17 protein-coding genes and 2 tRNA genes are annotated in these 24,546 nt (G+C 71.0%); 9 read left to right on the forward strand and 10 right to left on the reverse strand.

All coding sequences use genetic code 11. The features are described from left to right. Positions 1-26: 26 nt before the first annotated feature. Both KOI35_RS39710 and KOI35_RS39715 read right to left on the reverse strand, forming a co-directional pair. Entirely contained in the window at positions 27-1,478 is a 1,452-nt protein-coding gene (locus KOI35_RS39710; protein WP_246614512.1) for an RICIN domain-containing protein, read from the reverse strand. 9 nt (positions 1,479-1,487) lie between these two features. Then, complete coding sequence (locus KOI35_RS39715) at positions 1,488-2,933, reverse strand: pectinesterase family protein (RefSeq protein WP_246614513.1); 1,446 nt, start codon at positions 2,931-2,933, stop codon at positions 1,488-1,490. A gap of 498 nt (positions 2,934-3,431) precedes the next feature. Here KOI35_RS39715 and KOI35_RS39720 point away from each other — a divergent pair, with 498 nt between their 5' ends. Then, positions 3,432-5,438: a sigma-70 family RNA polymerase sigma factor gene (locus KOI35_RS39720; protein ID WP_246614514.1), complete on the forward strand. Its 2,007-nt coding sequence runs from the start codon at positions 3,432-3,434 to the stop codon at positions 5,436-5,438. Positions 5,439-5,594: 156 nt separating this feature from the next. On the opposite strand, the gene KOI35_RS39725 is transcribed toward KOI35_RS39720, so the two are convergent. The 4 genes from KOI35_RS39725 to KOI35_RS39740 form a co-directional block, all read right to left on the reverse strand. Continuing rightward, a tRNA-His gene (locus KOI35_RS39725) sits at positions 5,595-5,670 on the reverse strand. Between the two features lie 97 nt (positions 5,671-5,767). Continuing rightward, a complete protein-coding gene (orn, locus tag KOI35_RS39730; protein ID WP_215794534.1) occupies positions 5,768-6,358 on the reverse strand; it encodes an oligoribonuclease in 591 nt (196 codons plus the stop codon). A 329-nt stretch (positions 6,359-6,687) separates the two neighbouring features. Then, positions 6,688-11,280: a hypothetical protein gene (locus KOI35_RS39735; RefSeq protein WP_215794537.1), complete on the reverse strand. Its 4,593-nt coding sequence runs from the start codon at positions 11,278-11,280 to the stop codon at positions 6,688-6,690. Between the two features lie 145 nt (positions 11,281-11,425). Then, on the reverse strand, positions 11,426-13,096 hold the full coding sequence (locus KOI35_RS39740; RefSeq protein WP_215794539.1) for a copper resistance CopC/CopD family protein: 1,671 nt from the start codon (positions 13,094-13,096) through the stop codon (positions 11,426-11,428). Between the two features lie 54 nt (positions 13,097-13,150). Here KOI35_RS39740 and KOI35_RS39745 point away from each other — a divergent pair, with 54 nt between their 5' ends. The 8 genes from KOI35_RS39745 (at position 13,151) to KOI35_RS39780 (ending at position 18,883) form a co-directional block, all read left to right on the forward strand. After that, the gene (locus tag KOI35_RS39745) at positions 13,151-13,687 is read left to right on the forward strand and encodes a sigma-70 family RNA polymerase sigma factor (protein ID WP_215794541.1); all 537 of its coding nucleotides are present in this window, start codon (positions 13,151-13,153) and stop codon (positions 13,685-13,687) included. 77 nt (positions 13,688-13,764) lie between these two features. Further along, positions 13,765-14,259, forward strand: a complete 495-nt coding sequence (locus tag KOI35_RS39750; RefSeq protein WP_215794667.1) for a MauE/DoxX family redox-associated membrane protein — start codon at positions 13,765-13,767, stop codon at positions 14,257-14,259. Next, positions 14,256-15,008, forward strand: coding sequence for a thioredoxin domain-containing protein (locus KOI35_RS39755; protein ID WP_215794543.1), 753 nt, complete (start codon positions 14,256-14,258; stop codon positions 15,006-15,008). The genes KOI35_RS39750 and KOI35_RS39755 overlap by 4 nt, the downstream gene beginning before the upstream one ends. Continuing rightward, positions 15,005-15,985 (forward strand): hypothetical protein, encoded by a 981-nt coding sequence (locus KOI35_RS39760; protein ID WP_308121356.1) that lies wholly within the window; start codon positions 15,005-15,007, stop codon positions 15,983-15,985. Before KOI35_RS39755 ends, KOI35_RS39760 begins: the two co-directional genes overlap by 4 nt. A gap of 44 nt (positions 15,986-16,029) precedes the next feature. Next, positions 16,030-16,506 (forward strand): thioredoxin-dependent thiol peroxidase, encoded by a 477-nt coding sequence (gene bcp, locus KOI35_RS39765; RefSeq protein WP_215794545.1) that lies wholly within the window; start codon positions 16,030-16,032, stop codon positions 16,504-16,506. Positions 16,507-16,665: 159 nt separating this feature from the next. Further along, positions 16,666-16,752 (forward strand) — tRNA-Leu (locus KOI35_RS39770). A gap of 29 nt (positions 16,753-16,781) precedes the next feature. Continuing rightward, a complete protein-coding gene (locus KOI35_RS39775) occupies positions 16,782-17,303 on the forward strand; it encodes a GNAT family N-acetyltransferase (RefSeq protein ID WP_215794548.1) in 522 nt (173 codons plus the stop codon). Between the two features lie 98 nt (positions 17,304-17,401). Continuing rightward, positions 17,402-18,883 (forward strand): MFS transporter, encoded by a 1,482-nt coding sequence (locus tag KOI35_RS39780; RefSeq protein WP_215794550.1) that lies wholly within the window; start codon positions 17,402-17,404, stop codon positions 18,881-18,883. A 60-nt stretch (positions 18,884-18,943) separates the two neighbouring features. Here KOI35_RS39780 and KOI35_RS39785 read toward each other — a convergent pair whose 3' ends face one another. The 4 genes from KOI35_RS39785 to KOI35_RS39800 all read right to left on the reverse strand — a co-directional run bounded on the left by KOI35_RS39785 (position 18,944) and on the right by KOI35_RS39800 (position 24,485). After that, positions 18,944-20,104 (reverse strand): thioester domain-containing protein, encoded by a 1,161-nt coding sequence (locus KOI35_RS39785; RefSeq protein ID WP_215794552.1) that lies wholly within the window; start codon positions 20,102-20,104, stop codon positions 18,944-18,946. A gap of 258 nt (positions 20,105-20,362) precedes the next feature. After that, positions 20,363-21,079 (reverse strand): sulfotransferase, encoded by a 717-nt coding sequence (locus KOI35_RS39790; RefSeq protein ID WP_215794554.1) that lies wholly within the window; start codon positions 21,077-21,079, stop codon positions 20,363-20,365. 142 nt (positions 21,080-21,221) lie between these two features. Next, positions 21,222-22,406: a hypothetical protein gene (locus tag KOI35_RS39795; protein ID WP_215794557.1), complete on the reverse strand. Its 1,185-nt coding sequence runs from the start codon at positions 22,404-22,406 to the stop codon at positions 21,222-21,224. 78 nt (positions 22,407-22,484) lie between these two features. After that, on the reverse strand, positions 22,485-24,485 hold the full coding sequence (locus KOI35_RS39800; RefSeq protein ID WP_215794559.1) for a copper-translocating P-type ATPase: 2,001 nt from the start codon (positions 24,483-24,485) through the stop codon (positions 22,485-22,487). Positions 24,486-24,546 lie beyond the last annotated feature (61 nt).

Below are 24,546 nucleotides of genomic sequence, written 5' to 3' on the forward strand. Positions count from 1 at the left end.
CCCCTACCCCGGCCGGCGACTCGGTTCTACTGGCCGATGTTGGCCTGCGGACCCGCGTACGTCTTGAGCAGGCTCGGGACGTCGGCGGCCGGATCCAGCGTGTAGGGGTAGAAGCTGCTCGGCGTGAAAGCGGAACCGTTCGTCTGCTGCTTGCCCGAACTGTTCACGACGATGCTGCCGCTCTGCTTGAGCTGGGCGGCCGACGTGTCGTTGTAGTACGGGTTCTTCACGTTGTCGAAGTAGCTGTTCTCGAGCACCAGCTTGGTGCTGCCGCGCGACAGATTCCCGTACGACGTGATGTTCTGCAGATAGTTGTTGTAGAGGTGGGCGTAGGCGACGTTGTCGACGCTCGGATTGCGCTGGTTGGTGTCGTGCAGCCAGTTGTGGTGGATCGTCATCCGCGCGGTCACGTTGTCGGTCCAGCCGATGCCGAACGACTTGTTGTTGTTCGACAGCACGTTCCACGACACGGTCAGATAGGTGGTGTCCTTGCGGCTGTCGATCGAACCGTCGTTCATCCGCGTGATCGTGTTGTGGTCGATCCAGATGTGGTCGGCCGTGTCCATCTGGATGCCGTCGAAGTCGTAGACCTTGTCGTCCGGGTCGTCGTCCGGCATCGCGGTGTCGCGGATGGTCAGGTTGCGGATGATGACGTTGCGGACGCCCTCACCCAGGAAGAAGCCGCCGCCGACGATGTGGCCGCTGGTGCCGACGCCGACGATGGTCTTGTTCGACTTGACCTTGAGCTCGGTGCCCTTGGGCGTGATGGTGACGGCGCCGGACACCCGGATGATGTACGGCTCGGTCGCGGTCACGTATTTGTTGAGGTCGGCCTGGTTGCTGACCGTTACGGTCGTGCCGCCCGCGCCGCCGGTCGTGCCGCCGCCCGTGGCCGCGAAGCCGTCGGGGGTGGACGGCCACGTCCGTTGATTTGTGGCGGCCGCGTTGAAGGCCCACTGTTTGTTGCTGTTGGCCGTACACGTCTCCTGGATGATCGCGGCGCCGGACGCGGTGGACGCGTCCTTGTCGCTGATGCACAGGCCGTTGCCGACGTTGATGATCTGGTAGGTGCCGCTGCCGCTCGGGCTCACGCGCCACTGCTGGTTGGTCTGGGTGCTCGCGCAACCCCACTGCTGCAACTGGACGCCGCTCGCGGTTGATGCGCCGGGGACGTCGATGCACTTGCTGCTGCTGACGTTCTGGAGCAGGTAGTTGGACCCGGCCGCGACCAGCTTGAACTGCTGCCAGTTGGCGCCGTCGGTGCAGCCCCACTGCTGGAGCAGGGCGCCGTTGGCGCTGCTGGCTCCGGGGACGTCGATGCACTTGCCGCTCTTGGTGACGGCCAGGTAGTAGGTGCCGCCGGCCGTAGGCGTGGTCGCGGCGGCTGACGGGAGCATGGAGACTCCGATCAGCGCGGTTGGCACCGCGATCACGGCCACGACGGCGTACGGGAAACGGGTCTTGATCTTGGTTTTCATCAGTCTCCCTCAGCCGACCGGGTTCCAGCCGTCGGTGCCGGCCAGGTATTTCTGCGGGGTGTAGTTGGCGGCCTGCGAATCGCTCAGTTGCGGCCGGTTGCTGTTGGTGCCCGCGCCCGCGCCGGTGTTCTTGTATTCGCTGAAGCGCGCGTTCTGCCAGACGTTGCCGGACATGTCGATCCACGGCTGCGCGGTCTTGAGCGTGGCGCTCAGGTTCGACTCGCGATAGAGCACCTGCGCGTTCGGCCGCCACGGACGGCCGAGTTGCGTGACGTTGTTCGCCGCGCCGGTGATCGTGCATTGATAGAACAGCAGGCCGTACGTCTTGGCGGCGTCGGTGCTGGCGGCGGCGATCGGTCCACCACTGCTGCGCTTCTCATAGATCGTGGTGCCGTGGAACACGGTGGTCGCGCCGCCGAAGATGAAGTCGACCGTGCCCTCGACGTACGAGTTCCTGACGTACGAGCGGTTGTTGTTGACCAGGAACGTGTCCTGGTTGCCGAGGAAGCGCACGTTGGTGAACACCGAGCGGTCCGCGTTCAGGTTGACCGCCACGGCCTGGCTGCCCTCGCCGTAGTCGTTGGAGAACGTCAGGTTCGTGGCCGCGAAGTCGTGCCCGTCGAGGAACGCGGTGGCGCTGCCCGACGTGCCGTAGCCGCCGGCGCTGCTGTGGTTGTTGACGATCACGGTCTGGCTCGCGCTCGCACCGAGCCCCTGAAGCGTCACGTACGGCTTGTTGGACGGCACGGTGACGATCTCGCGGTAGGTGCCGGCCTTGATCGTGATGACGCGCCGGGTGGTGTTGTTCGCCGGGACGGCATCGATCGCGGCCTGGACGGTCGTGTACTGGCCGGTGCCGTCCTTGGCGACGGTCGCGTTCGCCGGTGCAGCCGTCGTCGGCGCCGGGCCTCCCGCTGCCGGATTGAACGCCCACTGCTTGTTGCTGTTCGCGGTGCACGTTTCCTGGATGATCGCGGCGCCGGACGCGGTGGACGCATCCTTGTCGCTGATGCACAGGCCGCTGCCGACGTTGATGATCTGGAACGTGTTCGTGCCACTCGCGGCCAGGCGCCACTGCTGATTGGTCTGGGCGCTCGCGCAACCCCACTGCTGCAGCTGGACGCCGCTGGTGGTGGATCCGCCCGGGACGTCGATGCACTTGCTGCTGCTGATGTTCTGGAGCAGGTAGTTGGAGCCGGCGGCGACCAGCTTGAACTGCTGCCAGTTGGCGCCGTCGGTGCAGCCCCACTGCTGGAGCAGCGCACCGTTCGCGGTGGAGGCGCCGGGGACGTCGATGCACTTGCCGCTCTTGGTGACGGCCAGATAGTAGGTGCCGCCGGTCGCGGGCAGGGTCGCCGCGTCGGACGGCCGCACGCCGACGGCGATCGCGGCGGTGGCGGCCGCGATCGCCAGGGTGGTGACGAGGAGGCGCCTTCTCAGGGGTGTTCGGGACAACCCCTTGTCCTCTCGCTAGTCTGTCCCGGGATTTGGGAGCGCTCCCGGAAAGTGACGCTGTGCTGTCGCCACCGCGGGGAATCGGCGGCACCCTGGTAGATGCGCGGTTGGCGCCGCGACAACAGGAATCGCCAAGATTTCTTCGGCGGGCGGCCTCTTTACAGGTAGGAGGCCTGGTGACAGCATCGGCGCACTCGTTCCGGCCGGGAATTCAATAGACATGCGTGGATTCCATGGGTCGGCCCGCGCCTCGCGTGGGAACGAATGAGGGAGCATGCGGTGACACGGAGTCAGATCGGCCGGGCGTCGGCGACTCCCGCCGGCCCGCCCGGCGCGGACAGTCCTCGGCCCGCCCGCCCGACGCGACCAGCCGCGCCCGCCGGCCCGCCCGGCGCGGACAGTCCACGGCCCGCCCGCCCGACGCGACCAGCCGCCGGCGCGGCAGATGTTTCCCGCGCCGCAGACCCCCGCACCGTGGACGTCGCACAATTTGTGCGATTGGCGCAGCGCGGGGACGTCGCGGCGCGCGATTCGCTCATCAGCGCGCATCTGCCGCTCATCTACAACGTGATCGGGCGGGCGCTCGACGGGCATCCCGATGTGGACGATCTCGTGCAGGAGACGATGCTGCGGGCGATCCGCGGGCTGGGTGGACTGCGCGAGGCTGATCGATTCCGGTCATGGTTGGTCGCTATCGCGTACCGGCAGATCCAATTGCATCTGCGTGCCCGCCGGACGACACCGGTGCGGACGATGCCCGCGGCGCTCGACGTGCCCGATCCGGGCGGCGACTTCGCCGAGCGGGCGACGGCCGAACTGGTGGTCACCGACCAGCGGCGGGAACTGGTCGAGGCGACCCGATGGCTGGACGACCAGGACCGGCGGCTGCTCGGGTTGTGGTGGCAGGAGGCGGCGGGCGACCTCACGCGTACGGAACTGGCGGCCGCGCTCGACGTCCGGCCCAAGCACGCGGCGGTGCGCGTCCAGCGGATGAAGGCGCAACTCGACGCGGCCCGCGGGATCGTGCGGGCGTTGCGGACACGACCGCGCTGCCCCGACCTGGTCGAGCAGGTCAAGCGGTGGGACGGTGTCGCCGACCCGCTGTGGCGGAAACGGTTGATCCGACACGTACGGGAATGTCCGCAGTGCTCACTCGGCCGGCACGGCCTGGTCGCGCCCGAGGAACTGCTGCTGGGCATCGCGGCGTTGCCGGTGCCGGCCGCCCTGGTGACCGGCGTTCTCTCGTCGTCGGTCAAGGTCACGTCGTCGCTGCTGCCGCACAAGTTGCTCGCGGCGGCGGCCGTGGCGTCGGTCGCAGTCGGGGGCGGCATCGTCTACGCCGTCCATCAGACCCCGGCCCCGGCCCCGAACGTCGCCGTCGCTCCCCCGGCGGTCGTCCGGCCGTCGGCTCCCGGCGCAGTCGTGGGGAGCCGGGCCGCGGCCGCACCGTCGAGCGCCGCCGCTCGCCCGGTGGTCGGGACGGGTGTGCAACGGGCGGACGTGTTCGTGGCACCCACCGGGTCGGACCGGAGTGGGGACGGGTCGGTCGGGAAGCCGTACGGAAGCTTGGAAAAGGCTGTCACCGTGATCCGGCCCGGCCAGACCATCGCGATGCGCGGCGGGACCTATCCGCTCGGCTCCGAAGTCGAGATAACCGTCAGTGGCACCGCCTCGCGCCGCATCACGCTGAGCAACTATCGCGACGAACGTCCGGTGATCGACGCCGCCGGGCTGCCCCCGACCGACTGGGCCGTCGACCAGACCGCGTCGTACTGGACCGTGCAGGGCCTGGAGATCCGGAACGCGCCGGCCCACGCGTACGTGTGCTCGGGCTGCCGGTCGAACGTCTTCCAACGGCTGGTCCTGCGCGGCAACAAGCGGGCCGGGATGATGCTGCGCGATCCCGGCACCATCGGCAACCGGGTGCTGGGCAACGACTTCACCGGCTCGGACGGGATCGGGCTGGGCCTGCAGTTCGGCTCGGGCGCGGGCAACCAGGTGCGGGGCAACCGGTTCGCCGGTAACGGGGAGTCCGGGCTGGACCTGAAGTTCGACAGCCCGGTCACGGTCGAAGGTAACTGGTCGTACGACAACGGCGGCAACGGCTTCGTGCTGACCGGCGAGCCGGCGTCGCACCGGCTGCGGAACAACGCCGCCTGGGACAACGGCAACCACGGCTTCACCGACGACGCCGGCCCGACCCGCGGGTTGAGCCTGGTCGGCAACACGGCGTTCCGGAACCGGGGCTCCGGTTTCGCGCTGCCCGGCGGCCCGGCCACGCTGCGCGCCAACGTCGCCGTGGACAACACGGGCGAGCCGGCCGGGCTGGCGCCGGGCTCGGCCGCAACCGGCAACAGCTGGCAGCAGCCGGGTTGGTCCGCTGATCGTTTCCGGTCGGTGGCGCCGTCGTCGGCCGAGGCCGCGCGCACCGCCGCCGGGCAACTGCCGCCCACCGGCTTCCTGGTCACGGCGGACGACATGGGCGCCACCATGACCGCCGACTGATCGCCCGCGCCCGGCCGGATCACTTGCTCCCATCAGCACGGCGTCCGGCTCGCGGTGTCCGGCTCGCGGCGTCCGGCGTCCGGCGTCCGGCGTCCGGCTTCATGGTGGAAACAGCGAAGGCCCGGTCTGCGCGACCGAGCCTTCGTTACTTGCTGATGGGGTGATCGACGGGACTTGAACCCGCGACCCCCTGGACCACAACCAGGTGCTCTACCAACTGAGCTACGACCACCATCGCGCACGGGGACAGCCCCGTGGTGCTCGACAAGCATAGCGGCACGACGCGGCCACTCGTCGAGCGGGTTCCCGGCACGGCCGGGTGACGCCGCCTACAGCTCGGCGGCGATGGCCTTGGCCTGCTCGACGTCGGGGCCGGGGAGCGGGACGAAGATCGCGCGACGGTAGTACTCGAGCTCGCGGATGCTCTCCTGGATGTCGGCCAGCGCGCGGTGGGCCAGACCCTTGGCGGGCTGACCGAAATACACACGCGGGTACCAGCGGCGGCACAGTTCCTTGATCGAGGAGACGTCGATCATGCGGTAGTGCAGGAAGTTGTCGAGCGCCGGCATGTCCCGGGCCAGGAAGCCGCGGTCGGTGGCGATCGAATTGCCGCACAGCGGGGCCGTGCGCGGGTTGGCGACATATTGCTGCACGTACGCGAGCACGGCCGCCTCGGCCTCGGCCATGGTGATCGCCGACCGGCGCACCTCTTCGGTGAGACCCGACTTGGCGTGCATGTCACGCACCACCGGCGGCATCGCGTCGAGCGCCGCGTCGTCGGCGTGGATGACCAGGTCAATGCCGTCACCCAGCACGTTCAGATCGCCATCGGTGACCAGCGCGGCGACCTCGATGAGCTTGTCCTTGCCCAGGTCGAGGCCCGTCATCTCACAGTCGATCCACACCAAATGATCAGCCACCCGGACAGCGTACGCCGCGACGGCATGGACTGCTGTCACCTCCTCGCGAGCCACCCTTCCGGGCAGGACACACGCAGGCTGGCCGTTTGTCCGCTTTCGGGCGATGACCTCCCACTCGGGGTGACGAGGGGCTAAACTGGTCTTAACGGACGAAGCCCCCCTTCGGTTACTCCGTTCCCCCGGTAAAGGGCCCTCCACGTCGGCAGCGTGGAGGGCCCTTTCGGCGTCCCACACCACTCCGGTACGGCTCCCGCGCTTCGAGGGGACGCAGACGTGAAGAAGGCCGCCCGATCGGGCGGCCTTCTTCGTTATCCGGTGTGGTCGAGGACTCAGTGCTCGGTGGACTCCTCCGACTGGCCGCTCGTGGTGCTGCGGCGACGGCGGCGAGGTGCGTCGCCGCTCAGCAGTTCGGCCGCCTCCTGCTGGTAGGCCGCCAGCCACCCGGCCGGCGTCCCGCTCGCGGCCGGGATCGCCCCCGTGCTGGTGCGCAGCGGGACATCCTCCGACCGGCTCGGCCGGGGAGTGGTGGTTGCCGGCTTGGCGGCGCGGGTGGTGCGGGCCGCGGGCGTCGACTTGGCCGGGGCCGCCTTGGGCTTGGCCGGCGCCGACTTGGCCGGGGCGGGTGTCTTGGCCGCGGCCGCCGACTTCGCCGGGGTGGTCCGGGTCGCGGCCGGCTTCACCGCGCTCTTCGCGGCCGTCGACCGAGTGGCCCGGGCCGGCTTGTCGGATTCGGTCTCGGCCGCGTCGGGCTTGGGCTTGGTGCTTCGCGTACGAGTGGCACGGGTCTTCGGCTTGGGCTTCTCGTCCACGGCCGACGACTCGTCATCCAGCACGTCGGCGGCCGGTTCCGACCCGACGGCGGCGGCTGCGGCGGCCCGCGCGGCCACCGTCTCGGCGGCCTTGCGCCAGGCGGCGGGAGCACCCCGGCCAGCACCGGCTCCCGGCAGCCGGCCCGAGAACGACGAGGACGACCCGCCGCCGTCGACCCGGCCCTGCGCCTGGGCCATCAGGTCACGGTCACGGGTGCCGCCCCGCTTCGGGGAGTCGGTAGGGGCTTCCGCCTGCTCATCGCCGGCAGCAGCGTGGCCGTCCGTCTCAACGGAACCGTGCTCCCCCGCCACCGAAGTCGAACCGTCGTGCCCGTTGAGCGCCGCGGACACTTCGTGGCCGTCGGCCATCGCGGAAACATCCTGGCCATCGGCATCGTGGCCGTTCGCCACCGGGACGTCTTGGCGGTTGGCGCCCGCCGGAGCGTTCCGGCCGTCCGCGATCGTCGAGACGGTCTGACCGTTCGCCATTGTCGAGGCGTCGTGGCCGTTCGCCATTGTCGAGGCGTCGTGGCCGTTCGTCATCGCCGAAGCGTCGTGGCCGTTCGTCATCGCCGAAGCGTCTCGGTCGTTCGCCACGGACGGGGCGGCGTGACCGTTGGTCGCCGCGGGAACGTCGTGACCGCCGGCCACAGCGGCAACGAACTGGTCGTTCGTCGCCGCGGGAACGTGGCCGCCGGCCACAGCGGCAACGGGCTGACCGTTGGTCGCCGCGGAGACGGTCTGACCGTCGGCCACCGCCGAAGCATCGTGCCCGTTGGCCATCGTGGCGGCGACCCGGGCGTCGGTCGCTGCAGGACCGGCTTGAGCCGTGCTGTCGGCCGCTGCGGTGGCTCCGATAGGTGCGGACGAGTCGACGATCGGGGAGGCCGACTGCGCGTTGACGCCGTTGGCGATACGCGACGGCTGACCGGCGGTCCCGTTCGGTGCCTGCTGACCGGCTCCACCGGGCGCCTGGTGGGTGGCGGCTGCGGTCTGCGGACGGCCGTTGGCCCGGGCCTCGGCCGGGACCGGCGACGCGGCCGGGTCGGGCCGGGTCGGCTTCGGGCGCTGCGTGGGTGAAGAGCCGGCGCCCCGGGCCATCGCGTGCATGGCAGCCGGCGCCTCCGACGCGGCCCGCGACTTGGCGGCCTCACCGGCCGGGGTCAAGCCGGAGACCCGGGACGGCGAGCCGGCCGAGGCGTTGGCGGGAACCGGGCCGGTCTCCTCCTGGGCCGGGAGATCCGTTCCGGGCGGGGTCGGCCGACCGCCGTTGTCCGGGCGGGACGGGGACGGAACGATCGGGCGCGGCGGCGCGGGCGGACCGGGAACCACCGGACGCGGCGGGGCCGGAGCCGTGGTCGCCGACGCGGACTTACTGGCCGACGGGATCCCCGACGCGCCGTCGCCGTCGCCGTCGCCGTCGCCAGAAGCAGAGCCGCCGTGAGCAGAGCCGCCGTGCACGTCGGCGTGAGCTGGGCCGCCGTAAGAAGCGCCGCCGTGCACGTCGGCGTGAGCTGAGCCGCCGTGAGCAGGGCCGTCAGAAGCAGGGCCGTTAGAAGCAGAGTCGCTGGGAGCAGAGTCGCTGGGAGCAGAGTCGCTGGGAGCAGAGCTCGTCGGCGCGGCATCGGACGCCACAGCTTCGCCCTCGACATCAGCGGCGGGCGACCCACCAGATGCGACGCGGCCGGAGGGCGAGGCGACCGGCGACCCATCGGACACAGCGCGGCCGGAGGACGATGCAACCGGCGACCCATCAGACACAACGCGGCCGGAGGACGAGACGACCGGCGACCCACCGGACACAACGCGGCCGGAGGACGAGACGACCGGCGACCCGTCGACCGAACCCGGAACCTCGTCGGCCGGCTCACCGGACGCCGGGCCTGGGGCCGACACGCCCGACGCCGTGGCAGGCACCGCGTCGGCCGACGCCGCACCCGAACCCGCCGCGCCCTTGGCCGACTTCGCCCCCGTCGGTGCCGTGGCCGAACCCGGCCCGGCCAGCGACTCGGCGGAACCCGGCCCGGCCGGCGACTCGGCGGAACCCGGCCCGGCCGGCGACTCGGCGGAACCCGGTCCGGCCGGCGCCGACGCGGCGGGCGCATGGCCGGACGTCTCGTCGGCGGCGACGAAGCCGTCCGGCGTCCTGGCCGGGGCGACCGGCGTCTTGGCCGGGATCCCGAGGGAATCGGCGCCCGAGGCGGGAGCCGACACCGGCCGGCCGTTGGCAGCGCCGGCGCCGGCTCCCGATGCCGGGCGGACCCCACTGGCGGATGGGGTGGCCGGCGCAGCGATGGTCTTGGGCGGCACCGGCGGGAACGGACCAGGCCGGGCGGCGGGCTTGCTGTCGGCCAGACTGGCCGGACGACCCGAAGCCACCGACCCCGAAACACCAGACCCCGAAACACCAGACCCCGAGGCAACAGCCCCCGAACCTCCGGCCCCCGAAGCACCAGCCCCGGAAGCCGCAGGCGGCCGTGAAACAGAGGGAGCAGCGCCGGAGCGCGGTCCAGGCGACGCCGGCCGGCCACCGCGCGCAGCCGGCGACGGCCGCCCGGCCCGGCCGCTCGGAGACGGACGAGCCCCGGACTGCGGGGCCGGGCGGGCCCCGGACTGCGGAGCCGGGCGGTCACCACCCGGCGACGGGCGGCCGCCCATGCGTGGCTGGCCGGCGGCGGTCCAGTCCGTGGCCCGGGGCCCGGTGACCACCGAGACCTTCTGGTTGGCCATCCGCGGGTCGCGGTCCTCGTCGAGCATCTCGCCCCGTGCGGCCCGCGCATCCGCCGCACCCGCCGCATAGGCCGCGGCCACCGCATCCACCGACACGTCTTCGGCCACGGAGGCGGAGGCAGCAGCGGAGGCGGAGGCGGCAGCGGAGGCAGCGGCGGAAGCGATAGAAGCGGCAGAAGCATCCGAGCCGGCCGGAGCAGGAACGGCAGCCGGAGCCATCTCCTCGGCCGCCCGACGGCGAGCGGCCTCGGCCATCCGCGCCGCGGCCTGCTGCTCGGTCTCCCGGGCCCGCACCGGCGCCGTCTCGGCCACCCAGGCCTCGACCGCCGACGACTGGAACATCGGCATGTCGTCAGCCGGCTGCATCCGCTTCTTGTCAGCCCGGCGCCCCGCATCCGGCGCCGGCGAAGACGCCACAGAAGGCGCAGGCGAAGAACCCGCGGCCGGACCGGACGGCAACGCCGTGGCCCCGATGAACTCGAGCGGCTCGCCCGGCGCCGGGGTGGCGGCCGGCCGGGCCGGAATAGCGGTAGCGGCCGCATACTCGGCCGGGTCCGGTGGAAGCCCGCGCCCCGCCTCCAACGCCGGCCGAGCCTCAGCGATCCGCCGATGCGCCCCGACCGGCCGAGCGGCCGCGGCCGCGGGAACGGGAGCGGACAGCACCGGCATCGGCGCCCCGATCGCCCGCATCAGCTCCGGCACCTGGCTCGGCTCGACCACGTAGACGATCTCGCGACGGCGTCCGGGCCAGGCCAGCACGACCATGCCGACCATCACCAGCAGGGTGCCCATCGTCAGCAGGCCCCACGCGCTGGAGTTCAGCCACCCGGGGCGCAACCCGGCTTGGGCGCGCACCTGCAGGCCGGAGGTGGCGGCCGGGTTCATCACGACGAGGCTGTAGGGCCCACCGCGTACGTCGGAAGGGGTCCAGGAGACCTGCCCGGCCCCCGATCGGGTCCAGAACGCGGCCCGCCCCGGCGCGACACCCGGCGCGCCGCTGCCCGGCACGACCGTGGTCGCGACCGGCAGCGCGCCGGTGCCGATGTCCACCGTGCGGACCGTGCTGTGCGGCACCCCGGCCAGATAGGCGCGGACGGCGTTGGTCGGCGCGAGCCCCACGAAGGCGGGCCCGTCCTGGGTGCTCGCGTCGATCTGCAGCTGGGAGTCGCCGATGCGGGTGAACGGCGCGTCCGCGCGCAGCAGCTGGTCGACGTCTTCGACCACGAACGCGTAGCCGGGCGTGGACAGCTGCTGGAGCTGGCCGCTGAACGCGCCACCCTGGTCACGATGCTGCATGGCGGCCCACAGCCCGGCGCCGGCCAACAGCGACGGCAGGCCGATGGTCAGCGCCAGCATTCCGAGAATGGTCCGGAACACCCGCATCAGCTTCTCCCCCTCAAGCTTTTAACTGCGGGTGACCATACAGATTGAAATACCGCCAAAGTGGTCAAACAACCGCCAAATCGCTGATAGTTATGACAAAGGCCCGGCTTCCCGTACGGGAGCAGCCGGGCCCAGCCAATTGCGTCTAGCGGATCGTCGCCGTCGTCGAGAGGGTCGACTGGTCGATGTCGCTGGTCCGGGCGGTGACCTTGAACGTCCACTCGCCCGCCGACGGGAGTGCGATGTCGCCCACGGCGTGGAAATCGGTGATCCGCAGCAACGGGATCTCGATCGGTTCGATTCCCTTCGACGGCAGCGCCGCCGTCGCACTCCACTCGACCACGGTCAGCGGCTTGTTGTCGGGCGTGTAGGCGTACAGGTGAATCGAATTGTTGCCGACCGTGGCCGGGAACACGTCGATCTGCAGCGCCATCTTGTCGTTGGTCAGCGTCTTGGTGATCGTGGTCGAGGCGGCCGCCGTGCTCGCCGCCTCGGCCGTGCGCGGCGGCGAGATCTGCACCAGCGCCGAGGTCACGCCGATGACGACGGCGGTGATGGCCAGCTCGACCCACACCACGCGCCGCAGGCTGCCGGGCGATTCCTCGGCCGCTTTCGACATGACCAGCTTGCGCGAGTACCAGGCCACGCCGAGCACGATGGCCACCAGGCCGACCTTGACCAGGATGAGCCGCCCGTACGTCGAATTGATCAGCCCGTCGAGCGAGGACACCTCGATCAGCGCCTGGATCACGCCGGCCACGATCAGCGCCGCGACCGAGGTGGCGGCCCAGCGTGACCAGATCGGCAGGATGGCCCCGAGCTCGCGCCCGTCGGCCTTGCGCAGCAGGAAGCCGACCAGCATGACCAGCCCGCCCAGCCACACCGACATGGCGGCCAGGTGGATCGCGTCGACCACCACCGACACGCCGGCCACCGGGGACGCGGTCGGATGCCCGGTCAACGGCCAGGTGGCCAGCGCGGCCACCCCGAGCACGCCGAGCAGGGCCAGGTCGGTCTTGGAGTCGGCGCCGTTGCCGCGCAGCATCGGCCGCAGCAGCAGGGCGGCCGCGCAGATCACACCCAGGCGGACCAGCATGATCGCGCCGAACGTGCTGCCGAGGACGTCGCGGAGATCCCCCACCCGTACGTCGAAGATCCCCGACCCGGTCGAGTAGGGCGCCTGCAACCACAGCGCGAGCAGCGTGCTGAACGCCACCAGGCCGACGCCGGTCCAGACCAGGCGGCCGGGACCGACCCGGCTCAGCCGGTGCGGCCAGAGCAGCGCGAGCACCAGCGTGGGCCCGACCAGCAGCACCAGACCGGCGTAGCCGAGATATTTGCCGACCGGGATGACCGCCCGTACGACCGGATCGACCTTGGTGTCGTCGACGGTGGCGGTCGGGGTGGCCGACGCGGCGCCGACCGAGTAGGTGAGGCTGCCGCCGACCGGGTGGCTGTCGGCCGAGAGCACGCGGTAGCTGACCAGGTAGGTGCCCCGGCCGCCGCCCGAGCGCAACGGGATCGACACCGTGCCGCCGTCGGCGGTGGGCTCGCCCTGGTCGGCGCGGGAGCCGTCGGGCGCGAGCACCTGGATCTTGCCGGAGAGCAGGGCCACCGACTCGCTGAAGTTGAGCGTGATCTTGTTCGGCGCATCGGGGACGATCGTGCCGTTACCCGGGTCACTGGCGACCAGCGCGGCGTGGGCACTGGCCGGAGCGGCAGGGCCCATCATCACCGCGAAAAAGCCGACCACCACCCCCGCGAAGGCCGCGAAAACGCGACAAACCCGGCGCCGATCAACACTCATGGGAGTCATGCTGCCCGATCGTGTCGACGACTGCCCACTCCGGGGGGCGTACGATGCTGGGCCATGGACGGCCTGGACGAAACCACCGCGCTCGCCCTCGCCGCCCGGGCGGGAGATGCGGCCGCCACGGCGGCGTTCGTCCGAGCCACCCAGGCCGAGGTCTGGCGGTTCACCGCCGCCCTGGTCGACCCGGGTGCGGCCGACGACCTGACACAAGACACCTATCTTCGCGCGTTCAAGGCCCTGCCCGCGTTCGAGGCCCGCTCGACGGCCCGCACCTGGCTGCTCGGCATCGCCCGCCGCACCTGCGCCGACCATCTGCGCTCGGTGGTCCGCCGGCGCCGGCTCGACGCCAAGCTCGCGGCCGAGGCGTGGACGGCCTCGCCCTCGCCCGACCCGGCCCACCGGCTCACCACGGCCGACCTGCTGGGCCGGCTGAGTGACGAGCGACGCACCGCCTTCGTCCTGACCCAGGTCCTTGGACTCTCCTACGCCGAGGCCGCCGAGGTGGAGGATGTTCCGGTCGGCACGATCCGCTCCCGGGTCGCCCGGGCCCGCGACGAGCTGGTCACGGCCGTATCCCAGGCTCGCGCCGTCTAATCAGGTAATTCCCAGCCATTCCCCAGCACAATGAGGGGAACCGGCGGGACATTTGCTTCGACTAAACGGGCGTGACCATGGACTTGACGCAGCAGCCGTCCCGGCTCTCGACGGCCTGGCCGTGGATCTCCACACTCGCGCGTCTGGGCCTGGCGGCGGTCTTCCTGATCGCCGGTGGGCTCAAGGTGACCGACCTGGCCGCCTCGGCGCGCGCGGTGAACGCGTACGAGCTGATGTCCTACGACACCGCCAAGGTGGTCGGGGCCGTTCAGCCGTTCCTGGAGATCGCACTCGGCCTGCTCCTGCTGATCGGTATCGCAACCCGGCTCATCGCGGCGATTGCCGCGGTGCTGCTGCTGATCTTCATCGGCGGCATCATCTGGGCCTGGTCGCAGGGGCTGCAGATCGACTGCGGCTGTTTCAGCAAGGGCGGGGCGCTGACCGGTGGCCGCACCGCCGAGTACGGCCTGGACATCCTGCGTGATGTGGGGTTCCTCGCACTGGCGGGCATTCTGCTGTGGAAGCCGCGGTCCAAGTTCTCGGTCGACGGGCTTCTGATGGGGGATCGATGAGTAAGGGCAACAGGGGACGCGACCGCGCGGCCGCCAAGCGGATCGTCGAGCAGCAGAAGGCGGCCGAGCGACGCCGCCGGGTGACGATCTGGACCACCGTCGGCGTCGTCGCCGTGCTGCTGATCGCCGGCCTCGTCGGCTGGGGCGTGCTGGCCAACCAGAACAAGAAGACCGAGGCGTCGCAAGTCAACACGCCCAGTGTGGCGGTCGACGAGGGCACGGCGTTCGCGGTCGGCACCGGTCCGGTGACGGTCGACATCTACGAAGACTTCATGTGCCCGATCTGCCACGAGTTCGAGAAGCAGACCGGGTCCACGATCACGCAGATGGTGACCGACAAGAAGATCACCGTGCGCTACCACCCGGTGTCCATCCTGGACCGGGCCTCGAACGGCACGCAGTATTCGACCCGCGCGGCCGGGGCGGCGGCCGCCGCGGCGGTCGGCGGCAAGTTCCTCGAGTATCACCAGGTGCTCTTCGACAACCAGCCCGAAGAGAACAGCGACGGGCTCGACAACGCCAAGCTGATCGAGCTGGGCACGTCGGTCGGGCTCGGTGACACGTTCGCCCAGGCGGTCAACAACAAGACGTACGACTCGTGGGCGACCAAGGTCACCGAGACGTTCTCGTCCCGCGGCTACGACGGCACCCCGACCATCGTCGTGAACGGCAAGAAGGTCGAGGGGCCGAACAACACGCTGCCCACCACCGAGGTGTTCACCCAGGCCGTCACGTCGGCCGCCGGGTGAGACGGCTCACGCTGATCGTGGCGGTGGCCGGGGCCGCACTGGTCCCGGCCACCCCCGCGTTCGCGCACGGTGGGGACATTCCGGGCGCAACGTCGTACCGCTCCGCCGTCACCTCGACCACTCTGGACGACGTGCGCGTCCGGTCCGTCGAGGCCGGGGCGCGGCTCGAACTGACCAACGACACCGGGCACTCGGTCGAGATCCTCGGGTACGCCGGCGAGCCCTACCTGGATGTACGGGCCGACGGCACCTGGCAGAACGTCAACTCGCCGGCGGCGTACGTGAACGAGACGCTCGCCGGTGACGTCGTGCCCCCGGCCGGCGCCGACGTCACCGCGCCGCCGTCCTGGCGCAAGATCTCCGGCTCGACCACGGTGCGGTGGCACGACCAGCGCACCCAGTGGCGCGGCGACGGCCGGCCCCCGCAGGCGATCGCCGACCCGTCGCACAGCCACCGTCTGAGCGAGTGGTCGGTGCCGCTGCGGGTGCAGACCACGCCGTACGAGATCCGCGGCACCCTCGATTGGGAACCGCCCCCGGTGGCGTGGATGTGGTGGGCGGGCGCGGTCCTGGCCGGTCTCGCGGCGGCGACCCTGGCCCATCGGTGGCCCGCGTCCGTACGGGCAATCGCTCTTCTCGCCGGTCTGGCCCCTCTCGCGTACGCGGGAATGCGTGTCCTCGACGGTGAGACACCGCCCCCGGTGCTGATCCTGGCCGGGCTGCTGGGTCTGGCCGCGGTGTGGCGGCATCCGCCGTTCTTCCTGGCGCTGTCGGGGGCCGTGGTGGCGTTGTTCGGCGGTTTCAACGAGACGCGCATCTTCTTCGCCGCGGTGACCGCGACCGTCGGCCCGGGCTGGTTGGCCCGGCTGGCCGTGACGCTCGCGCTCGGCCTGGGCGCGGGCATGGCCCTCACCGGGGTGCTGCGCATGCGGGCCGCCGTGCCGGCCGTCGCACCGGATCCGGTTTCCGTTTCGTAACACCTTTCGGCGCTGTTTCACGGCGGCGGTCTAGTGTCAACACCATGACTGAGACCGTCCGACTCGCCGCCGGAGACCCGGCGCCCGACTTCAGCCTGCCGACCGACAACGGCGACCGGCTCACCCTCAAGGACCTGCGCGGACGCAAGGTCGTGCTCTACGCCTACCCGGCCGCCATGACCCCCGGCTGCACCACCCAGGCGTGTGACTTCCGTGACTCGCTGGCCTCGCTGCAGGCCGCGGGCTACGAGGTGATCGGCATCTCCCCCGACACCCCGGCCAAGCTGGCCAAGTTCCGCGAGCACGACGCCATCACGTTCCCCCTGGTCAGCGACGAGGACAAGAGCGTCCTGAACGCGTACGGGGCGTACGGGGAGAAGCAGAACTACGGCAAGACCTACATGGGGGTGATCCGCTCGACCTTCGTCATCGACGAGAACGGCGTGATCGAGCGGGCCCTCTACAACGTCAAGGCCACCGGCCACGTCGCGAAGCTGCGGCGCGACCTCGGGATCGACTGAAATCCTCAGGTCATTCCCCGGGCGGGCGATGTCTCTGGCAAGACCCCCTGCGGGATCCCGGACCCACGGCGGCTGTCACGCGGCTCGATCCGCGAGGCGGCCGCCGTGCTGCGTGCAGCCCCTCGTCCGGGAAGCGTTTAGACTGGGGACGCAATTCTGGCGGGAGTGGCGTAATAGGCAGCCGCGCGGGTTTTAGGTGCCCGTGCCCGAGAGGGCGTGGGGGTTCAAGTCCCCCCTTCCGCACCACACAGAGGCGGCTGGGCGAGGATTCCCGCATGGGAATCGAGTTCGTGCTGGATCCGCCGCTCACCGACGACCTCCGGGCGAGCATCGTCGCGCTCTGGGTCGAGGTCACCAACGCCGGCGGGGCGGTCGGTTTCGTCGCACCAGTCACGCCGGCTCAGGTCACGCCGGTCGCCGGGGCCGCGCTGGCCGGGGTCAGCGAGGGCGTCGATCACCTGCTGGCCGGCTTCGACGACGGTGAGCTGGTCGCGCTGCTGTTCGTGGTGAGCAACCGGTTCGAGCTCAAGGAGCACTGGCGGGTGCTCAAACGGGTCATGGTCACGCCCAAGTACCAGGGCCGTGGCTACGGCGCCGCGCTGATGCGGGAGGCGGCGACGGTCGGCCGGGCTCTGGGACTGGACGCGCTGCAGGTCACCGTGCGGGGCGGCGCCGGCACCGAGAAGTTCTACGAACGCCTCGGCTACCGCGAGACCGGCCGCACACCCGGGGCCCTCCGCGTGGCCCCGGGCGACGATCGCGACGAGTTCTATATGTGGTTACCGCTCACCGACTGAGCTACTGCCGATGTGACGTAAGCGACCGTTTACTTATGCCCTCGACGGTCGAATAATAAGTCAGCAAGCGTTTACTTCTAGCGTCGGGGAAGTTCGTCATGACGGAAACGATCGAAGCGCCCGGGTCCCGGCCCAAGGGCGGCGGAATGCTCGTCCTCTATCTGGCGCTGGGCGGTCTCGCGTTCGCGGTGCTGCAGTCGCTGGTGTCGCCGGCCCTGTCGACCATCGGGCGCGAGCTGAACGTGTCGACCAGCGACGTCAGCTGGGTCGTGACGGCCTACCTGCTGTCGGCCTCGGTGCTGACCCCGATCCTGGGCCGGCTCGGCGACATGGCCGGCAAGCGCAAGGTGCTGATCGGCGTCCTGGCCATCCTCGCCGTCGGCACCATCGTCTCGGCGCTGGCGCCCAACCTGACCGTCCTGATCGTCGGCCGGGTGCTCCAGGGCGCGGCGGGCGCGATCCTGCCGCTGTCGATCGGCATGGTCCGCGACGAACTGCCGCGCGAGCGGGTCGCCACCACGGTCGGCCTGATCTCGGCCATCTTCGGTGTCGGCGCCGGCATCGGCATCGTCGCCGCGGGCCCGATCGTCGAGCACCTGTCCTGGCACTGGTTGTTCTGGCTGCCGCTCGTGCTCGTCGTCATCGCCCTGATCGGCGCGGTCTTCGGCATGAAGGAATCGCCCGTACGCACTCCCGGCAAGCTCGACGTGCTCGGCGCCACCATCCTGTCGGTGTCGCTGGTCGCGCTGTTGCTGGCGATCAGCAAGGGCCAGTCGTGGGGCTGGGGTGAGTTCAACACCATCGGCCTGCTCGCGGTCGGCGTGGTCGGCCTGGTCGCCTTCGTGCTGGTCGAACTGCGGGTCAAGGAGCCGCTGATCGACATGAAGCTGATGCGGATCCGCGGCGTGTGGGCCACCGACCTGGTCGCGCTGATCCTCGGCTTCGCCATGTTCGGCACGTTCCTGCTGGTCCCGACGCTGCTGCAGCTGCCCGAGGCGACCGGCTACGGCTTTGGCAAGTCGGTCTCGCAGGCCGGGCTGTTCCTGCTGCCCACCGTCGTCATGATGGTCGTGTTCGGCCCGCTGGCCGGCATCCTCAACCGCAAGTTCGGCCCGAAGCTCCCGATGTTCCTGGGCGCGATCTTCGTGGTCGCCGCGTTCACCCTGCCCGCCGTCGCGCACGGGCAGATCTGGCAGGTCCTCGCGTCCGGCATCCTGACCGGCGCGGGCATCGGCTTCGCCTTCGCGGCGATGTCCAACGCGATCATCGAAGCCGTGCCCGCGGCCCAGACCGGTGAGGCCACGAGCGTCAACACCATTGCCCGTACGATCGGCAGCTCCATCGGCACCGCCGTGGTCGCCGCCGTGATCACGTCGAACACCACGCCGCAGGGCCTGCCCACGGACGCCGCCTTCACCGACGGCTTCTGGGTCTGCGCCGCGGTCGCCGTGCTGGCCGTGGTGGCCGCGCTCGCCCTGCCCCGCGCCCACAAGCGCCACGAGGAGGCCGAGGCCACCGGCGTCGACGACCTGCCGCCCGAGCCCGACGAGATCCACCTGCTGCACCGCTCGAACGCCTGACGCTCCACGGCAACAAAACGGCCCGCATCACGTGATGCGGGCCGTTTCCGTGTTGTCAGGTCAGGACGTGAAGTGCATGCGACGGCGTCGCACCAGCAGGACCAGGACCGCCCCCGCGACGAGCAGCAGCAAACCGCCGCCCAGCACAGCGCCGGTCGGGGCGCCGGTGATCGGGAGGCTGCCACCGCCGTTGTCGTCGCCGTCCGCGTCGCCCGGCACGGTGGCTGTCGGCGACGCGCTCGGCGTGGCACTGGGCGAGCCGCCACCCGGCGGCGGGCTGGGCTGCGGCGTCGTGGTCGTCACCGTGTACTGCTTCGTGAACGTGGCGGTGACCGGCTCGCCGTAGCCCACGGCCGGCGTGATCGGCTGCGTGCCGTCCGCCGTGAAGACCACGCCCGGGGTGATCGCGTGCGGGGCGCTCACCGTGACCTTGGTCGGCACGCCGGCCTTGGTCGACAGAATGAACGGGAACCCGCCCCCGTTGACCACCTCGGTGATCAGCCAGGTGCCGCCCGAGTAGCGGCTGTCGGTCACCGCGTAGCCGTCCTCGATCTTCAGGTCGAGTTCGCCGCCCGGAGCGTGCACCGACAGCACGGGCGCGTCGTTGAACGAGCCCTCCTCGAACGTCACCTCGCGCCGCGGCTCGGTCCGGCTCCCTTCGCGGATCAGGAAGTCGTACACCTTCTTGATCACGGCGTACTCGTTCTCGTTGCCCAGGCCCGCCCCCGCCCGCCACGGGTTGAGCGTGACCCGGTTGGTCGAGTGCCAGAGCGCCGCCTGCGTACCCATCCGGAGCAGCTGATCGACGGTCGCCGTCGACGCACCCGCGGGCACCTTGACCCCGGCGTCGGCGATCAGCGTGGCGCGGTCGCTCGACGGGAAGCCACGGTCGAGCGTCCACTGGACGGCGGTCAGGTTGCCGACCCCGCTGTCGCGCCAGGCCTGGCTGGTGTAGTCGTCGTCCGCCGGCAGCGCGCCCGCGAACCCGAGCGAGAACGCCGGCACGACCTGACCACCGTCGACCGTCATCTCGAGGCCGCGGACCACCGTCGCCTTGCCGCCCAGCATCAGCGTGCGCGACGAGCCGTCGGGCCGGGCGACCGCGGTGAGCTCCTCTTCGTCAGCCGCCAGCGCCGGAGCCGCCGACCCCAGCAACAGGCCGGCCCCAGCCACGAACACCGGAACGACCCGGCCCCACCGTCGATTGATGAGCCTCAACATGAATCTTCTCCCCGTGCCGACGCATGTGCCGCGGCATTATCAACCACCCGCAGGCGCCCTGTCAGCCCCACACTCTCCCAGGCGACTCCCGGACCGGCGTCCGCGCATCGATCGTTCATTCAGAAGATCAATTCAGGCGGCGAACCATCAAGATCAAGTTCATCCGGTCCCAGCGGGGTGGTGGGTGACAGACCGTCGCTCCCGCGGGGACCGCGCCGTGCCTCGCTGGCCGCTGGCGCGTCCAGAACGCGAGGCGCGTCACGGCGACCTGCGTGAGTGGTCACGCCCAGAACAAAACCCCGGGCCGAGCCGGGTCATGGCGGTGGCGTTCTCGGGGTGGGACCAGAACAGGTCGTGCAGGTCGTCCGGGAGTTCGTCGCGGTGTGTGCCGGTGTGGCCGCGCCGGAAGAAGCCGGGGTCGGTGGCGTGCAACTCGGCGAACGTCGGGATCGTCGCCCCGGGCACGAGCCGCCACGGCAGGTCGAGTGTGGCGACGATCCGGGCGGCGGCTCCGGCCGGGTCGCGGATCAGGTCTTCGTAGCGGAGCCGGAACCGGTGGGGCACGGGCGGGTCGAGCCAGCTCAGCACGTTCACGCCCCAGCCGCGGGTGCCACGAGTGCCGGCGATCAGCGAAGTCAGCTCCGTACGGAAATCGCGGTCTGGGTCTTCGCTCAGCTGCCGGGCCCACGAGACCAGGGCGTCGCGGCCGTCGCGGACCAGGCAGATCGCCCGGTCGTCGTCGTGGACGTCCGCGTCGCGCGGGCGATGCGTCTTGATCAGGTGCACTTGATCGCTGCCGCGCATCGCGTCGAGTGATGCGGGCCGGTCGATGGCGCCGATCAACTCCGGACCGAGCCGATCGGCCACGCCGTCGTAGTCGTAGATCACCGAGGCCGGCACGTCGTAGAGCCGGCTCAGGACGATCCGCAGGAACGTGTTGCCCGAACGCGGAAAGGACGCCAGCCAGACAAGCATGAGCCGGCCGTCACAGGTCCCACGAGACTGCAGCCATGACACGGATTGTCGCCCATGCCGACAGTCCGCGATCCGGCAGCGGCGCCACGGGCCCGTGCTGCCGGCCGGGAATCTCGGGTGAGCCGCCCGCGCCGGGGTGCCGTCAGGCGGTGAAGCGGGTGCGTCGGCGACGAGCCGTGCGGAAGGCGAACGCGCCTCCGGCGATCAAGACCGCTCCGGCGACGGCGACCAGCATCGTGTCGGTGTCGGTGATCGGGAGTCCGCCGCCGGAGCCGCCGTCCGGGGCGGGAGCGGCGACGCCACCCGGCGCCGTGGTGACGCCCGCAGTCGGCTCGGTCGCGACCGGTGAGGTCGGCGCTGAGGTCGGCGGCGAGGTGGCCGGCTGGTCGCCGATCAGGAGCGTTCCGGTCAGCTGGGTTCCCGCGGCGGCAGGCTCGGCCGGAGCAGTGCCGTCCGGCAGCGGATGCGGGACGTTGATGCCCTTGGAGAACACGTGCATCCCGGACAGCTGCCGCAGCGCCGCGGTGACCTCGCGGGCACCCGGACCGGCCCACCAGGTGGCCCGGAAGCCGAACCGGTCACCGCTCTTGGCGCCCGGGGCGATGAGGACCGTGTCGTTCACGGTGTACGTCTGACCCGGCTGCAGGACCATGCCGTACGTGTCGCAGGACTCCTCGCTGCCGTAGGCGAACTTGTCGCCCTCCGTGAAGCCGTACCGGCAGTTCGTATTCGGTCCGTACGTGGGCAGCCACTCCGCGCCCCGATCGACGACCAGGCGCCAGCTCACGTCGGTGACCGGCTCGGAGCCGAGGTTGGTGATCTGGACGACCGCCGTCACCTGCTCGGTCCCGTCCTTGGCCGTGTAGGTAGCCGTGGCCGGCCGCGCGACCACGTGCACGTCGGTGACCGTCAGCTTGGCGGTGGTGACGAGCGGCGTGATCCCGTCGGCGGTCAGCGTGACCTTGATGGTTCCGGAGGTGCCGACCGCGGCGCCGGCCTTGGTGTGGGCGAACAGCTGCGGCAGCCGCCACCCCTGGGCCGTGTCGAGGTGGCAGGTGGTCGCGCAATCTCCGTCGGGGATCGACACCGACGCGAAGCCGGCGACCTCGGTGGTGTCCACTTCGAGGTGTGCCCCGGTGAGGGCCGCGGGCAGGGTGGCGCCGGCGTCCGGGGCCAGCACCACCGGCAGATAGGAACCGGTGACGTTGGAGACGCCCACATCCGGGACGACCAGCGTGAACGGTGCGGCCGCGGCGGCGTGGGCGGGTGCCGGAACGGCCAGGGCGAGCGCAGTGGCCGCGATCAGCAGCCGGCGAAGTGACAACACGAACATCCCCCGTGATCAATAGAAACATCGGGACGTTATCTATCGGGGAGTCGTGGCGGCTATGGTCCGTTCGGCCAGTCACTGGCCGGCCGGGTCCAGGCGGACCCGCCGCAGCAACTGGGCGTTCGCGGCGACCACGATCGTCGATGCGCTCATCAGGATCGCGCCGACGGCCGGGCTCAGCGTGAAACCGGCCCAGGCCAGCGCGCCGGCCGCGAGCGGGATGGCGATGATGTTGTAGCCGGCCGCCCAGGCCAGATTCTGGATCATTTTCCGGTACGAGGCCCGGGACCACCGGATCACGCTGCTGACCGCCCGCGGGTCGGAGGAGGCCAGCACCACCCCGGCCGACTCGATCGCGACGTCCGTGCCGGCGCCGATGGCCAGGCCCACGTCGGCCCGGGCCAGGGCGGGGGCGTCGTTCACGCCGTCGCCGACCATGGCCACCCGCAGCCCGCGCGACTGCAGGTCGGCGACCGCCTTGTCCTTGTCGGCCGGCAGCACCTCGGCGAACACCTCGTCCAGGCCCAGGTCGGCGGCGACGGCCTCGGCCACCGGACGGGCGTCCCCGGTGATCATCACGATCCGTTCGACACCGTGCCGGCGTAGCTGCTCGATCGCCTGCCGGGCTTCGGGACGCACCTCGTCCTCGAGCGCGAACGACCCGAGAATCGCCCGGTCGCCGACGCGAATCAGGTGAAGGACGGCCGCCCCGCGGGCCGATTCGGCGGTCAGCGCGTCCGACGGCTCCACCCCGAGCTCGCGCAGAAGAGCCGGACCGCCGACCGCGTACGTCGTCCCGTCGATCTCGGCCTGCACCCCGCGCCCGGTGAGCGAGCGGAAACCGGTCGCCGTGGCCCGCGACGGGGCGGCGGCCACGATCGCCTTGGCCAACGGGTGCTCGCTGTCGCTCTCGACCCCGGCCGCGATCCGGAGCACGTCGGCCTCGGTGTGACCGTCGGCGGCGGCGACCGCCGTGACGGTGTGCGCTCCCTTGGTCAGGGTGCCGGTCTTGTCGAAGAGGACCGCGTTCACCGTACGCATCCGCTCCAGCGCCAGCCGATCCTTGACCAGGATGCCGGCCCGCGCCGACAGCGCCGTCGACAACGCGACGACCAGCGGGATGGCCAGGCCGAGAGCGTGCGGGCAGGCGATCACGAGCACGGTCACGGTCCGTACGACGGACTGGTCCAGGTCGCCCAGCGCCCACCAGGTGACGAAGGTGATCAACCCGGCCGCCGCGGCCACATAGAACAGCCACGCGGCGAACCGGTCGGCCAGTACCTGGGCGCGTCCCCGGGACGCCTGCGCCTGCGCGACGAGCCGCCCGATCCCGGCCAGGGCGGTGTCCTCACCCACGGCGTCGACCCGCACGCGAACAGCCGAATCAGTGGCGACTGTGCCGGCTACGACGCGGCTGCCGGGCGTACGGGAAACCGGTCTTGATTCTCCGGTGATCATCGATTCGTCCATCTCGGCCGAACCCTCGACGATGCGCCCGTCGGCGGGCACCCGGCCGCCCGAACGCACCAGCACCAGGTCGCCGACCTGCAGAGACGCGATGGGTACGTCGGTGGTGGAGCCGTCCGGACCGATCCGCGACGCCTCGTCGGGCAGGAGCGTGGCCAGCGCGGCGAGGGCGCCCTGGGCCTGGCCGATCGCCTTCATCTCCTGCCAGTGGCCGAGCAGCATGATCGTGACCAGGGCGGCCAGTTCCCACCAGAAGTCCAGCTCGAACAGGCCGAGGCTGGTGGCGAGGGAGGCCGCGTAGGCGACGGTGATGGCCATCGCGATGAGCAGCATCATGCCGGGGGTTCGGCTGCGGATCTCGGCGAGCGCGCCGGTCAGGAAGGGCCGGCCGCCGTAGAGGAAGACGGCCGTGCCGAGCAGCGGGCCGACCCCGGTGATGCCGGGGAAGTCCAGCTGGTAGCCGAACCAGTCCATGACCATCTCGCTGGTCAGCACGATCGGGACGGTGAGGGCGAGGCTCAGCCAGAACTTGCGCCGGAAGGCCTCGGGGTCGTGCCCGGCGTGCCCGCTGTGAGCGTGGTGCTCGGTGTGGGTGCTCGTCTCCGTCATGGGCCCAACCTATACCCCCTGGGGGTATCCGGCCAGCGCCGACTGAAGTGGCGCGGCGCAC

This window comes from Paractinoplanes bogorensis (assembly GCF_018829635.1).
GTDB lineage: Bacteria > Actinomycetota > Actinomycetes > Mycobacteriales > Micromonosporaceae > Actinoplanes > Actinoplanes bogorensis.

Coding starts and splice junctions, on each gene's coding strand:
- KOI35_RS39740 (WP_215794539.1), bottom strand. CDS start 13,096: ATGACTCCCATGAGTGTTGATCGGCGCCGGGTTTGTCGCGTTTTCGCG.
- KOI35_RS39775 (WP_215794548.1), top strand. CDS start 16,782: ATGGGAATCGAGTTCGTGCTGGATCCGCCGCTCACCGACGACCTCCGG.
- KOI35_RS39780 (WP_215794550.1), top strand. CDS start 17,402: ATGACGGAAACGATCGAAGCGCCCGGGTCCCGGCCCAAGGGCGGCGGA.
- KOI35_RS39800 (WP_215794559.1), bottom strand. CDS start 24,485: ATGACGGAGACGAGCACCCACACCGAGCACCACGCTCACAGCGGGCAC.
- KOI35_RS39735 (WP_215794537.1), bottom strand. CDS start 11,280: ATGCGGGTGTTCCGGACCATTCTCGGAATGCTGGCGCTGACCATCGGC.
- KOI35_RS39750 (WP_215794667.1), top strand. CDS start 13,765: ATGGACTTGACGCAGCAGCCGTCCCGGCTCTCGACGGCCTGGCCGTGG.
- KOI35_RS39710 (WP_246614512.1), bottom strand. CDS start 1,478: ATGAAAACCAAGATCAAGACCCGTTTCCCGTACGCCGTCGTGGCCGTG.
- KOI35_RS39785 (WP_215794552.1), bottom strand. CDS start 20,104: ATGTTGAGGCTCATCAATCGACGGTGGGGCCGGGTCGTTCCGGTGTTC.
- KOI35_RS39755 (WP_215794543.1), top strand. CDS start 14,256: ATGAGTAAGGGCAACAGGGGACGCGACCGCGCGGCCGCCAAGCGGATC.
- KOI35_RS39790 (WP_215794554.1), bottom strand. CDS start 21,079: ATGCTTGTCTGGCTGGCGTCCTTTCCGCGTTCGGGCAACACGTTCCTG.
- bcp (WP_215794545.1), top strand. CDS start 16,030: ATGACTGAGACCGTCCGACTCGCCGCCGGAGACCCGGCGCCCGACTTC.
- KOI35_RS39745 (WP_215794541.1), top strand. CDS start 13,151: ATGGACGGCCTGGACGAAACCACCGCGCTCGCCCTCGCCGCCCGGGCG.